Origin of the sequence: Aeromonas sp. R2-1, assembly GCF_040908425.1 — a bacterium.
In the GTDB taxonomy this organism is placed as follows: Bacteria; Pseudomonadota; Gammaproteobacteria; order Enterobacterales; family Aeromonadaceae; genus Aeromonas; species Aeromonas caviae.
In genome coordinates this window covers 70,383-84,549 of the sequence record NZ_JBFODR010000034.1, presented here as the reverse complement: position 1 = coordinate 84,549, position 14,167 = coordinate 70,383, and the positions used below count along the sequence as shown (strand labels likewise).

Below are 14,167 nucleotides of genomic sequence, written 5' to 3'. Positions count from 1 at the left end.
TTTTTGGTTAGCCATTCCGGTAAAATCCGCGCCCTTGAATAAGAGCCACCTAAGAGTGATTGAGCGATGTCCAACACAAAACAGGCCCCCAAAGTAGGATTCGTCTCCTTGGGTTGCCCCAAAAACCTGGTCGATTCCGAACGCATCCTGACCCAGCTGCGTACCGAAGGGTACGACGTGGTGCCCAGCTATGACGATGCGGAGCTGGTGGTGGTCAACACCTGCGGCTTCATCGACAGCGCGGTGCAGGAGTCCCTAGAAGCCATCGGTGAAGCCCTGGCCGAGAACGGCAAAGTGATCGTCACCGGCTGCCTGGGTGCCAAAGAGAACCAGATCCGCGAGATCCACCCCAAGGTGCTCGAGATCACCGGTCCCCACGCCTATGAAGAGGTGCTGGGCCACGTCCACAAATACGTGGAAAAACCCACCCACAACCCCTTCACCAGCCTGGTGCCGGCCCAGGGCGTCAAGCTGACCCCGCGCCACTACGCCTATCTCAAGATTTCCGAAGGCTGCAACCACCGCTGCACCTTCTGCATCATTCCCTCCATGCGCGGGGATCTGGTGAGCCGCCCCATCGGCGAGGTACTGGCCGAGGCCAAGCGCCTGAAAGAGGCTGGCGTGAAGGAGATCCTGGTGATCTCCCAGGACACCTCCGCCTACGGCGTGGACGTCAAGCACCGCACCGGTTTCTACGACGGCATGCCGGTCAAGACCAGCATGGTGGCCCTGTGCGAAGAGCTGGCCAAGCTCGGCATGTGGGTGCGCCTGCACTACGTCTACCCGTACCCGCACGTGGATGACGTCATCCCCCTGATGCGCGACGGCAAGATCCTCCCCTACCTCGACATCCCGCTGCAGCACGCCAGCCCGCGCATCCTCAAATTGATGAAGCGCCCCGGCTCCGTCGAGCGCACCCTGGAGCGCATCCAGAAGTGGCGCGAGATCTGCCCCGAGATCACCCTGCGCTCCACCTTCATCGTCGGCTTCCCCGGCGAGACCGAGGAAGAGTTCCAGATGCTGCTGGACTTCATCGACAAGGCGGAGCTGGACAGGGTTGGCTGCTTCAAATACAGCCCGGTCGAGGGGGCCAAGGCCAACGAGCTGCCGGATCCCGTGCCGGCCGAGGTGCAGGAAGAACGCTTCCAGCGCTTCATGGAGCTGCAACAGCAGGTCTCCATCCGCAAGCTGGCCCGTAAAGTGGGCAAAGAGATGCTGGTGCTGATCGACGAGGTGGACGAAGAGGGCGCCACCGGCCGCTCCGCCGCCGATGCCCCCGAGATCGACGGCCTGGTCTACCTGAACGGTGAAACCGGCCTCAAGCCCGGCGACATGGTCAAGGTCCGCATCGACGAAGCGGACGAGTACGACCTCTGGGCCAGCCTGGTGGAATAATCACGCCACTCCCCCTCAAAGCCAGTCGGTCTCACCGACTGGCTTTTTTAATGTCCGCCGCCCCTCAGGCTCTTGCATTCCCCCATATCATCCCCTGTCCCGCCCCTCATCACTGATCTCCCTCCCCTCCCTCTTTTCGCACGCGCCCGTGAACCAGCGCACACTTCTCTCCGCTCGCGTGAGTCGCTTGTTTCCTGCACAAAAATAAGCCGTGTCAACGGGGAAAAAACGAGCACGATCCAGCTCACATTATCGTTGTCACAGGGAGTGGCAAGGTGACTTTTTACTTTGTGAGAATTAATGCAACTGTATAATTTAAAAGGATTAAAAATACATTTTGACGATAATGACGTGCGCCGTGCAATTTTTACGATATCGACGAAATGAAGAGTTGTTGTTTTCCTGTTAATTCTGCTTTTCTAAGGGCGTTGGACGACACAACTACAAGGGTGCAAAACCTGACCAACAGCGAGGGCCGGTATCCAAGCATGCGATGTCGGTGCTCCATTCCAAAACCATGGAAGACCAATAAGAAAGGAAAAAAATATGCTTGCCAAAGTATCCAAAATCGCAACCTCAGTCATGCTGGGAACTCTGCTTGCCGGTGCCACCGGCACAGCCATGGCCGCCGACAACAAGACGGTGCTGACCCTGGTTGCCCAGCAGGAAACCGCATGGGTCAAGAACTTCAACCCCTTCCTGCAAGCGGGTCTGCTCCACACCACCCGTCACTTCATCTATGAGCCGCTGGTGATCTTCAACGATATGCAGGGTGGCAAACCCGTCTATCGTCTGGCTACCCACTACGCCTTCAGCGATGATCTGAAATCCGTCACCTTCGACCTGCGCGAAGGGGTCAAGTGGTCCGATGGTGAAGCCTTCACCGCCGACGACATCCTCTTCTCCTTCAACCTGGTCAAGGCCAACAAGGCGCTGGACGAGCGCTCCATCTGGACCCAGATCAAGGGTGTCGAGAAGCTGGGTGACCACAAGGTCAAATTCGACCTGGCCGAGATCAACACCAACGTGGTGAACGACCTGGTGCTGGTGCCCATCGTGCCGGAGCATCAGTGGAAGTCGGTGAAAGACCCGGTGGCCTTCACCAACGACAAGCCGGTCGGGACCGGTCCCTTCACCGAAGTGGACAACTTCTCCGCCCAGCTCTACACCCAGTGCCGCAACCCGCACTACTGGGACAACGCCAGCCTCTCCATCGACTGCCTGCGCATGCCGCAGATGGCCACCAACGACCAGGTACTGGCCGCCGTGATGAAGGGTGACGTGGACTGGTTCGGCTCCTTCGTGCCGGACATCGAGCGTCTCTACGTCGGCAACGATCCCAAGAACAACAAGTACTGGTTCCCCGCCTCCGGCACAGTGGCGTTCAACGTCAACTTCCAGAGCAAGAACCCGGGCAACCACGAAGCCTTCAACGACATCAACTTCCGCCGCGCCTTCTCCATGGCCATGGACCGCCAGTCCATGGTGGACATCGCAGGCTACGGCTACCCCACCGTCAACGAGTACCCGTCAGGGCTTGGCAAGGCATTCGCTTCCTGGGACAACCCGGACGTCGAGAAGAAGTACGGCAAGTACAACAAGTTCGACCTTGAAGGGGCCAAGGCCCTGCTGAAACAGGCGGGCTACAAGGACTGTGACGGCGACAAGTTCCTCGACACCCCGAGCTGCAAGAAGATCGAGTTCAAAGTGCTGGTACCGAACGGCTGGACCGACTGGGTCAACACCGTCCAGATCGGGGTCGAAGGCCTGCAGGCCCTGGGCCTGAACGCCAAGACCGCCACCCCGGAAGCCACCGTCTGGACCGAGTCCCTGATCACCGGTGACTTCGACGTCGCCCTGCAGGGTTACTTTGCCGGTGCCAACCCGCACAAGTACTTCGAGACCGCCTTCCACTCCCGCAACATGGGTGAGCGCGGCAACCGCTTCGCGGCGCCCCGCTACAAGGATCCCGAGCTCGACAAGCTGATCGACGACTTCACCCAGACCGCCGATGCGGCCAAGCAGAAGGAGATCATGTTCGCCATCCAGGAGCGTGTCGGGGCCAACCAGACCATCATCCCGGTGTTCAACAACCCGACCTGGTACGAATACAGCACCAAGCGCTTCAATGGCTGGTTCAGTGCCGACAACCCGGTCGCCAAGCCGCAGGTTCACCCGGACACTCCGGAGCGTCTGCTGCACGTGCTGTCACTCAAGCCAAACAGCTAATCACCCCGGCCCCCTGCGGGGGGCCCTCTTCCCCGCCATGTCTTCCATCCCCCGCACCTGCCGGGGTTGGGGGAGCTTTGCCCGGCGCGGGGCAGGCTTGCAGTAAAAGGTATCACCATGGGATTTATACTTAGACGCTTCTCCTTCTATCTGGTCGCCTTCCTGGTGGCCGCCACCATCAACTTCCTGCTACCCAGAGCCATGCCGGGAGACCCCGTCTCCGTCATGTTTGCCCGGGCCGGCGCCATGATGGAACCCGCCGCACTGGAAGCCCTCAAAGCCACCTTCGGTTTCGTGGACGGCCCCATCGGCACCCAGTTTCTCACCTATGTGAAGAGCGTCTTCACCTGGGATCTCGGCACCTCGGTGCGCTACTACCCCCAACCGGTTGCCGACGTCCTCGGCCGCGCCATCGGCTGGACCCTGTTCCTGGTGGGCACCTCCACCATTCTGAGCTTCTCCATCGGCTCCATCGTCGGCATCTTCGCCGCCTGGTACCGGGGCGGACGCATGGACAGCATCCTCTCCCCGCTCACCCTGGTGATGCAGGCCATCCCCCCCGTGGTGGTCTCTCTGCTCGCCCTCTTCCTGTTCGGCGTGAGCCTCGGCTGGCTGCCCATCGGCTACGCCTACAGCCCCGAGATCCCCGCCGATTTTGGCTGGGAACACATCAAGAGCATCCTGCTGCACGCCATCATGCCGGTGGGCACCCTGGCCGCGGTGCAGGTAGGGGGCTTTCTCATCACTATGCGCAACAACATGATCAACCTCCTGGGCGAGGACTACATCACCATGGCCAAGGCCAAGGGGCTCTCCAGCAACCGGGTGATCTTCAACTACGGCGCGCGCAACGCCGTGCTGCCCAGCGTCACCGCCCTTTCCATGGCGCTCGGTTTCGTCATCGGCGGATCCCTCATCACCGAGGTGATCTTCAACTACCCCGGCCTGGGACTGACCCTCTATCAGGGCATCCTGGCCCGTGACTACCCCCTCATCCAGGGGCAACTGCTCATCATGACCATCACCATGCTCAGCTTCAATTTCCTGGCGGACGTGCTCTACGTCTTCCTGGATCCCCGTCTGCGTACAGGAGGCAAATAAGATGCGTATGCCGACTATCTTGAAAATCCTGCTGGGCAACAAGAAGGCCGCCTTCGGCCTCGCCATCGTGGTCACCTTCGTGCTGATGGCCCTGTTCGCCCCGCTGCTCGCCAGCAACGAACCCACCAAGCGGGTCGCCCGCCCCCACCAGCCCCCCAGCGTGGAGCTGGTGATGGGTTCCAACCGCATGGGCCACGATCTCTGGGCCCAGTTCACCAACGGCGCCCGCATCTCCCTGATGGTGGGCTTCGGGGCAGGCCTGCTGGTGTGCGCCCTGGCCATCACGGTGGGCATCACCGCCGGCTACTTCGGCGGCGTGGTGGACGAGTGCCTCACCTTCCTGATGAACGTGGTGCTGGTGATCCCGAACCTCCCCCTGTTGCTGGTGCTGGCAAGCTTCATCGGAGAGGCCTCTCCCATGGTGATCGCCCTCATCATAGGGTTGACCTCCTGGGCCTATGGTGCCCGGGTCATCCGCGCCCAGACCCTGGCCCTGCGGGAGAAGGAGTTCGTCATCGCCGCCGAGGTGCTGGGTGAGCCGGCCTGGCGCATCATCCTGGTGGAGATACTGCCGAACCTCATCTCCATCATCGGGGTGAGCTTCATCGGGTCCATCATCTACGCCATCGTCACCGAGGCGACCCTGGAGTTCCTGGGCTTGGGCGACCCCACCGTCGTGAGCTGGGGCATCATGCTCTACAACGCCCAGACCTCGAGCGCCATCCTGGTGGGCGCCTGGTGGGAGATCCTGGCCCCCTGCTTCGCCATCGCCACCCTGGGGGCGGGCCTCGCCATGCTCAACTTCGCCATCGACGAAATCGCCAACCCGCAGCTTCGTTCCCACAAGGGCCTGCGCCGCTGGAAGCAGCTTGCCACTCCCATCACTGCTCAGGAGAAGACAGCATGAAGCCGCAACAACCCCTGCTGTCGGTGCGCCAGCTCTGCGTCGACTACATCACCGAGAGCGGCGACGTGCGCGCCGTCAATTCGGTCAGTTTTGACATCATGCCGGGTGAGGTGTTCGGCCTCGCCGGCGAGTCCGGCTGCGGCAAGTCCACGGTCGCCTTCTCGGTGGCGCGCCTGCACAAACCGCCCGCCTACATCAGCGGCGGCGAGATCCTGTTCAAGGGAGAGAACATCCTCGGCTTCGACGACGAACGACTGCGCAGCTACCGCTGGCGCCAGGCGAGCGTGGTGTTCCAGTCCGCCATGAATGCGCTCAACCCCGTGCTGCGCATGGAGGAGCAGTTCTGCGACGTGCTCTTGGCCCACAACCCCGGCATGACCCGCTATGAGGCGATCAAGCGCGCCCAGGAGCTGCTGGAGATCGTCGACATCCACCCGAGCCGGCTCAAGGACTACCCGCACCAGTTCTCCGGCGGCATGCGCCAGCGGCTGGTGATCGCCATCGCCATGGCCCTCAACCCCGAGCTGCTCATCATGGACGAACCCACCACGGCGCTCGATGTGGTGGTGCAGCGGGAGATCCTGCAGAAGGTCTATGCACTGAAAGAGAAGTTCAACTTCTCCATCCTCTTCATTACCCATGACCTCTCCTTGATGGTCGAATTTTGCGATCGCATCGGCATCATGTACGCGGGGGAACTGGTGGAGGTGGCGCCGGCCAAAGCGATCCTGACCGCGCCCCTGCACCCCTACACCCGGGGCCTTGGCAACTCCTTCCCCCCCCTGCACGGGCCCAAGACCGTGCTGGAGGGGATCCCTGGCAGCCCACTCAATCTGCTGGAGGTGCCGGTGGGCTGCCGCTTCCAGGCACGCTGCGCCAAGGTGCATGAGCGCTGCCGCCAGGAATACACCCGGCTGGCCGAGATCCGGCCCGGCCAACAGGCTGCCTGTCACCTTCATGAGGCAGCAGAGGAACAACCGGATCTTCCGATCCATCTGGACAAGGCCGCTGGCTGTTAAGGATGTCTGTCATGCAAATCGCCCAAACCGACGCGCCCATCATCGAGGTCCAGCACCTCTACAAGGACTTCGCCGTCAACTCCAACGCCATCAAGAGCGGCAAGATGCGGGCGCTGTCCGACATCACCTTCAACCTGCACCGGGGCCGCGCCCTGGCAGTGGTGGGGGAATCCGGCTCCGGCAAGAGCACCATCGCCAAGATCATCGCCAAGATGTACAAGCTCTCCAACGGCCGCATCCTCTACCGTGGCCGGGATCTGGAGGAGTTCAACAAGGGCACCGCCCTGCTGGACTATCGCCAGAGCGTGCAGATGGTGTGGCAGGATCCGTTCGGTTCACTGAATCCGACCCACACCATCTACCACCACATCGCCCGCCCCCTGCTGCTGCACAGCAAGGTGAGTGACAAGCGGGATCTGCCCGACATGGTCTATGGCCTCCTTGAAAAGGTGGGGCTGACCCCCGCCAAGGCGACCGCGGCCAAGTACCCGCACCAGCTCTCCGGCGGCCAGCGCCAGCGGGTCAACATCGCCCGCAACCTGGCGGTGGAGGCGGAAGTGGTGCTGGCGGACGAACCCACCTCCATGCTCGACGTCTCCATTCGCATCGGCATCCTCAACCTGATGGAGCAGATGAAGAACGAGCTCGGCGTCTCCATGCTCTACATCACCCACGACATCGCCACTGCCCGCTACGTGGCGGAAGATCTGGCGGTGATGTACGTGGGTCACATGGTGGAGTGGGGGGAGGTGGACGAGATCCTGCACCACCCCCAGCACCCCTACACCCAGTTGCTCATCTCGGCGGTGCCGGATCCCGAGAAGAGCATCCACGCCGAGCTGGAGGGAGGCCGCAAAGGGGAAATCCCGCTCTGGACCCCGGAATCCCGGGGCTGTCCCTTTGCCGGGCGCTGCCATCAGGCCATGCCCCGCTGCAAGGAGAGCCTGCCGCCGGTGACCCGGCTCGCCGACAACCACTTCGTGCGCTGCTACCTCCACGAGCAGGGGTAAGCAGGCCCGCGGCCGGGCGCCGTCGCCCGGCCATGCCTCGCGTCGGGGCCGCAAGGCCCCGCAATGAGCCTCGCCCGTCAGGGGCGAGCCTTCGGAGTAAGACCTTGATGGAACTTTTGATCAACCAGGTGGGTTACGAATGTGACGGGGAGAAGAGCGTCCTGCTGCAGTGCGGCGCCGACCTCGATATCCGCGGCCACGTCAGGTTGCTGCGCCAGGAGGACGACCACCTTTTGCTGGAGGCGCCTCTGGTGGCAGCGGGATGCGTCCCCGGCTGGCAGGGGCGCCACTACTGGCGGGCCGATTTCTCCGCCTTCACCGAGCCCGGCCACTACCGGCTGGAGGCCGTCGTGACCACGGAAGCGCAGGAGCATCTGGTGCGCTCCCCCCCCTTTGCCATCGACCGGGGGCTGCTGGCGCGCCGCTGCCTCTCCGATGTCATCCACTACTTCAAGGGACAACGCGCCAGCGGCACCTTCGACCGGGCGGACCGCAGGGCACGCCTCTTTGGCACCGATCAGCGCCGGGACGTACATGGCGGCTGGTTCGACGCCAGCGGCGACATGAGCAAGTACCTGAGTCACCTCTCCTACGCCAACTACCTCAATCCCCAGCAGACCCCCATGGTGGTCTGGTCCCTGCTCAAGTGCCGGGAACTCCTGGCGACACGTCGTGACATCGACGGGGTGAACCTGTGCAAACGGCTCAATGACGAGGGGCTGCACGGGGCGGATTTTCTCTGCCGGATGCAGGACGAGCGCGGCTTCTTCTACATGACCCTGTTCGACAAGTGGAGCAAGGATCCCGAGCAGCGGGAGCTGTGCGCCTATTCGACCCAGCAGGGGATCAAGTCCGCCCGCTGGCAGGCGGGTTTTCGCCAGGGGGGCGGCATGGCCATCGCCGCCCTGGCCCGCGCCGCCCGGGAACCGAGTGGCGGCGACCTTGACACAAGCCAGTACGCCGAGGCGGCCAGACGCGGCTACCTGCACCTGCGCGAGCACAACCTCGTCTACCTGGACGACGGGGTCGAGAACATCATCGACGACTATTGCGCCCTGCTGGCGGCGGTCGAGCTCACCAGAACGCTGGGCGCCGAGTGGCTCGCCGAGGCGCGGGATCGGGCCGGCCGGTTGTGCGCCCGCCAGCGCGCCCACCCCGATCTCGGCCACCATTGGGCCGCCAACGACGATGGCTCTCGCCCCTACTACCACGCCGCCGAGGCGGGCCTGCCGGTGCTGGCGCTGCTGGAATATCTCGCCATCGAGCCGGATCCGGCGCGCCAGTGGGCGGCCCGGACCGTCGCCGAGCAGGCCCTGGCGGCCGAGCTGGCTCTCGCGGCCCGGGCAGGCAATCCCTTCGCCCTCGCCCGCCAGTATGTGAAAGGGGTCGATGAGGCGCCCCGGGTGAGCTTTTTCATGCCCCACCACAACGAATCCGGTTACTGGTGGCAGGGGGAGAACGCCCGGCTGGCATCGCTCGCTACCATGGCATTTGCTGCCGCACAGCACCTGCCCGGGCAGAGCGCACTGCTGAGCACCTTCGGCCAGCAGCAGCTCGACTGGATCCTGGGGAGAAACCCCTTCAACGCCTGCATGCTGGCGGGTCAGGGCATCAACAACCCGGAATACACCGCCGGCTACCCCAATGCGCAGGGGGGGATCTGCAACGGCATCACCGCCGGCTTCGATGACGAAAATGACGTGGCCTTTATTCCAGAGGCGTACAAGGATCGGCTGGATCAGAACTGGCGCTGGGGGGAGCAATGGATCCCGCACGCCGCCTGGTTCGCCCTGGCCATCACCTGGCAGAGCGCACAAGGAGGCCACCATGATTGAGAGCGGTTCACACATCACTGGCACCGGGGAGAGCCCTGGATCCTCCATACCGCCAGCCAGGTTTACCCTGGCCGTCACCTGGCAAAGCGCGCAGGGAGGCCCCCATGATTGAGTTCTGGGTCGGGGTGGACGGCGGCGGCACCCACACCCGGGCCCGCATTCGCAACAACGCAGGCAAGCTGCTCGGCGAGGGGCGCGCCGCCGGCTCCAATCTGGAGCTGGGCATCGCCCTCGCCCACGGCCATGTACTGGCTGCCATCGATCAGGCCCGCATCGACGCGGGTCTGCCCAGGGAGAGCGAACAACGGATGGGAGTCGGGCTCGCACTCGCCTCCGCCGAGCTCGCCGACTGCTACCACGCCATGCTGACCATGCCCTTCCCGTTTGCGCGGGTGAAGCTCACCTCCGATGCCTTTGGTGCCTGCCTCGGCGCCTTCGACGGCCAGGAGGGGGCCATCCTCATCGCGGGCACCGGCTCGGCGGGGCTCATCTACCGGGAGGGACGCCTTCGCACCTGCTCGGGTCGCGGCTTCCCCGTCTCGGATCTCGGCAGCGGCGCCTGGCTCGGGCTGCGCGCCATCCAGCAGTCCCTGCTCTGCCACGACGGCATCCTGCCCCCCAGCACCCTGGCGGTGCGTCTGATGGATCACTTCAAGCGGGATCAGGCCGAGGTGGTGCGCTGGGCTGCGCGCGCCATCCCGGCCGACTATGGCCGCTTCGCCCCCTGGGTATTCGATGCCGCAAGCGACGGGGACGAGCTCGCCACCGCCCTGCTGGATGAGACCTGTGCCCAGCTCGGCATGCTGCTGGAGGGCATGACCCAGCTCGGGGCAGACCGGATCGCCCTGCTGGGCGGCATCGGCACGCGCCTCGCCCCCCGTCTGGGCCACTTCCATCTGATCGCCCCCAAGCGCGACGCGCTGGAGGGGGCCATCCTGTTTGCCAGGACGGAGACGCTGCCATGTCTGCATCCCTGAGCCTGGTCGGGCCGACAACACCTGCGGGACAGGTTCCCGTTTCCTTCACCCCATCAGAGGAATTCCCATGTCCGCACCCCTGATCCACACCCGGGTCGATCACCGTGACGGTGACGATGTCTGGTTTCGCTTCACCCTGAGCCAACTGCCAGCAGCCCCCTGGAAACTCCACTTCTGCCTCGCCCGCCAGATCGATCCCCACTCGATCGAAGGGGGCGCCCTGGAGCGCCAGAGCGGCAGTTACAAGGTCATTGTGCCCCACGAGGGGGTGAACGAGCTGCGCTTCTGCTGTCGCAACACCCCGCTCAAGCATGACTCCGATATGCCCAAGGGTTTTTTCCTGAGCCTGGAGAGCAAGGGACAGCTGCAACCCCTGGTGCTGGAGGGGGAAGACCTTGGCCTGACCAACCCGCCCTCCCCGGGCCCCGACCTGCCACCGGTGGAGGCCGTCAACGGCCTCGTGCCCCAGCCCGCCCACCTGATTTATACAGAAGGCAACTTCCGGCTGGCCGAGCGGGCCCACGTCGACGGCCCCATTCCCCTCGCCTCCCTGCTCGTCCATTTCAACGAGCTGACAGGCCTGGCTCTGACCCAGGATCACGATGCGGAGATCCACCTCGTCGAGGCGACACTTCCCCCCGAGGGGTATGAGCTCACCATCACGCCGGAAGAGATCGTCATCCGGGCCGCCGGCGAGGCGGGCTGGCGCCACGGGCTGGTGAGCCTGGCCCAGTGGGCGCTGCAACACGGAGAGAGCCTGCCCTGCCTGACGGTGCGGGATGCACCGCGCTTCGGTTTTCGCGGCATCTTCCTCGACTGTGCCCGCCACTTCCACTCCATCGCCACCCTCAAGCGCCTGCTCAAGCAGATGAGCCTCTACAAGTTCAACCGCTTCCACTGGCACCTCACCGATGACGAGGGGTGGCGCCTTGAGATCAAGGCCTTCCCCCAGCTGACCGCCGTGGGAGCCTGGCGCGGCCATGGCCTGGCGGTGGGGCCCCAGCTGAGCGGCGGCCCCGACCCTTATGGCGGTTACTACACCCAGAGCGAGGTGCGCGAGCTGGTCGCCTACGCCGCCGGGCTTGGCATCACGATCATTCCGGAAATAGACATCCCGGGGCACTGTCACGCCGCCATCAAGGCGCTGCCCGAGCTGCTGGTGGAAGAGGCAGACCGCTCCCGCTACCTCTCGGTGCAATATTTCGACGACAACGTGCTCAACCCGGCCCTGCCCGGCACCTACCGATTCCTGGACACCGTGATGGACGAGGTGTGCGATCTCTTCCCAGGGAGTCAGGTTCACATGGGGGGGGACGAAGTGCCCACCGGCGTCTGGACCGACAGTCCCGCCTGCCAGCAGCTGATGGCCGAGCAAGGGTATCAGGATTGCCGCGAGCTGCAGGGCCACCTGCTGCGTCACTGCCAGCAATACCTGGCCCGCAAGGGCAAGCAGATGCTGGGGTGGGAAGAGATACTGCACGGTGACAAGGTGAGCCGGGAGGCCACCGTCTTCGCCTGGACCAGCTTCCAGGCCGGCCTGGATGCCGCCGCATCCGGTTACCCCGTGGTGATGGCGCCTGCCCAGCACCTCTATCTGGATCTCGCCTGGAGTCAGGACATCCACGAGCCGGGACTCTACTGGGCGGGTACCCTCAACCTGGCGCAGGTGCATGCATGCGATCCTGCCCCGGCCGATTTCCATGCCAACGATAACATCCTGGGGGTGCTGAGCCCCTTGTGGTCGGAACTGATCACCTCTCGCGATCGTCTCGACTACATGTTGTTCCCGCGCATGCTGGCCACGGCAGAGGTGGCCTGGAGCACTCCCGCCCGCAAGGTGTGGGAGCACTTCGTCGCCCGTCTGCCCGGCCAGCTGCACATCCTCGACCAGTTGCAAGTGCGTTACCGGGTGCCACAGAGGTAGTGTTATCTTTTTCTTTTCGGCGACCTTTTGGTCGCCGTTTTTTTACCCATCTACAACAAAAACCCAACCTAGCCCCTACTTTTCATCTGCCTTTGTTGGCAAAATAAGGCCCCCGATGAAACCAGACAGGGGATGCACCTCCCTGCGGTTCCGCCACAATAACAATCAGCAAACAGATCGGAGCTTACCCTTATGGCCCGCAAACACGCCCAGGTCGTGGACAGTGAAGTGGAATTTCCCGCCGACGTGCAACTCGTTTCCACCACGGATCTGCGCGGCGTCATTACCTACGCCAACCCCGCCTTCTGCCGCATCGCCGGTTACCAGGTCGATGAACTGGTCGGCCACAACCACAACCTGGTTCGCCACCCCGACATGCCCAAGGCCGCCTTCGCCGACCTCTGGGATCGCCTCAAGGAGGGCAACCCCTGGCGGGGAGTGGTGAAAAACCGCTGCAAGGATGGCCGCTATTACTGGGTCGACGCCTACGTCACCCCCATCTACGAGCACGGCAAGATAAGCGGCTACCAGTCGGTGCGCTGCAAGCCCGACCCCCAGCTCAAGCAGGCTGCCGCCCAGGCCTATCGGGCCCTGCTTTCGGCCGAGCAACGGGGCACCCCGGCCCGCCCCTCGCTGCGCCGTTTCAGGCCGCTGATGCTCGGCCTGCCGCTGCTGGCGCTGCTGGTCTGGGCCGCCCTCACCCAAGGCCCCCTCACCGCGCTGCTGATGCTGCTTCCCCCCCTCGCCATTGCGGGCGCCTACTGGCGCGAGCTCATCGCCTTGCCCCGCTATCTCAGGCAGCTCGGTCAGCAATATGACAGCCTGACCCGGCTGGTCTATTCGGGGGATGCCCCGGGTGCCATCGCCGATTTTCACCTGAAGATGCTGCAGGCCCGGATCCGCACCGTGCTGGGGCGGGTCGACGATGCCACCCATCCGCTTCAGGCCCTGGCAACCGATCTGCAAGACTCCTCACACCGCGCCTTCCTCGACATCAACGAGCAGGATGCCCAGACCCAGCAGATGGCGGCCGCCATGACCCAGATGGCCAGCACCGCCCACGAAATCGCCCGCAACATCCAGGACACCAACGGCCAGGTGACCGAGGCGCGCAGCAGTTGCCAGAGCACGGTGGAACAGCTGGACCAGACCCAGCAGCAGATGACCAGGCTGGCCAGCCAGGCGGAGCAGGCCTTCCACTCCGCGGTGGAGCTCGCCAGCGAGTCGGAGCGCATTGGCAGCGTGATGGGTGAAATCCAGGGCATCGCCGAGCAGACCAACCTGCTGGCCCTCAACGCCGCCATCGAGGCCGCCCGTGCCGGCGAGCAGGGGCGCGGCTTTGCGGTGGTGGCGGACGAGGTGCGCACCCTGTCGACCCGTACCCACAAGGCGACCGAGCAGATCCAGGGCAGCATCAGCCAGATCCAGCACACCCTGGAGCGCTGGCAGGGCATGATGCAGGACAACCTGGCCCAGACCCGGGAATGTGTCGAGATGACCCGCCAGGGATCAGGCAACCTGCACCTGGTGCTGGGGGAAATCGATCAGGTGACCGAATTCTCCACCCAGATCGCCGCCGCCGCGGAGCAGCAGCAGGTGGTGGTGGAGGAGATCAGCCGCAACATCCACCAGATCTCCGAATACTCTCGCGCCAACAGCCAGAAGATCCAGGCGGTGGACGACTCCAGCCAGGAGCTGCTCAGGCGGGCCCGCGAGCTCAGGGGACTGAGCCAGACCTTCGGCTGACAGATTGCAAGCCCCATGACAGAA

10 protein-coding genes are annotated in these 14,167 nt (G+C 63.9%); all 10 read left to right on the top strand.

The window, feature by feature from the left end; translation table 11 throughout:
* Positions 1-66: 66 nt before the first annotated feature.
* On the top strand, positions 67-1,395 hold the full coding sequence (rimO, locus tag AB5Y80_RS12700) for a 30S ribosomal protein S12 methylthiotransferase RimO (RefSeq protein WP_010673908.1): 1,329 nt from the start codon (positions 67-69) through the stop codon (positions 1,393-1,395).
* A gap of 546 nt (positions 1,396-1,941) precedes the next feature.
* Positions 1,942-3,624: an ABC transporter substrate-binding protein gene (locus AB5Y80_RS12695; protein ID WP_010673906.1), complete on the top strand. Its 1,683-nt coding sequence runs from the start codon at positions 1,942-1,944 to the stop codon at positions 3,622-3,624.
* Positions 3,625-3,741: 117 nt separating this feature from the next.
* Complete coding sequence (locus AB5Y80_RS12690) at positions 3,742-4,725, top strand: ABC transporter permease (RefSeq protein ID WP_010673905.1); 984 nt, start codon at positions 3,742-3,744, stop codon at positions 4,723-4,725.
* A gap of 1 nt (position 4,726) precedes the next feature.
* Positions 4,727-5,632, top strand: a complete 906-nt coding sequence (locus AB5Y80_RS12685) for an ABC transporter permease (RefSeq protein WP_010673904.1) — start codon at positions 4,727-4,729, stop codon at positions 5,630-5,632.
* Positions 5,629-6,651, top strand: coding sequence for an ABC transporter ATP-binding protein (locus tag AB5Y80_RS12680; RefSeq protein ID WP_042015838.1), 1,023 nt, complete (start codon positions 5,629-5,631; stop codon positions 6,649-6,651). Before AB5Y80_RS12685 ends, AB5Y80_RS12680 begins: the two co-directional genes overlap by 4 nt.
* 11 nt (positions 6,652-6,662) lie before the next feature.
* Positions 6,663-7,661, top strand: coding sequence for an ABC transporter ATP-binding protein (locus tag AB5Y80_RS12675; RefSeq protein ID WP_039040529.1), 999 nt, complete (start codon positions 6,663-6,665; stop codon positions 7,659-7,661).
* A gap of 107 nt (positions 7,662-7,768) precedes the next feature.
* Positions 7,769-9,496 carry a glycoside hydrolase family 9 protein gene (locus tag AB5Y80_RS12670; protein ID WP_368173025.1) on the top strand — a complete coding sequence of 576 codons (1,728 nt, stop codon included), beginning with the start codon at positions 7,769-7,771 and terminating at the stop codon, positions 9,494-9,496.
* 104 nt (positions 9,497-9,600) lie between these two features.
* Positions 9,601-10,473, top strand: coding sequence for a BadF/BadG/BcrA/BcrD ATPase family protein (locus AB5Y80_RS12665; RefSeq protein ID WP_109113238.1), 873 nt, complete (start codon positions 9,601-9,603; stop codon positions 10,471-10,473).
* Between the two features lie 67 nt (positions 10,474-10,540).
* Entirely contained in the window at positions 10,541-12,397 is a 1,857-nt protein-coding gene (locus tag AB5Y80_RS12660; RefSeq protein WP_368173011.1) for a beta-N-acetylhexosaminidase, read from the top strand.
* A gap of 192 nt (positions 12,398-12,589) precedes the next feature.
* A complete protein-coding gene (locus AB5Y80_RS12655; protein ID WP_041212609.1) occupies positions 12,590-14,143 on the top strand; it encodes a PAS domain-containing methyl-accepting chemotaxis protein in 1,554 nt (517 codons plus the stop codon).
* Positions 14,144-14,167: the final 24 nt, after the last annotated feature.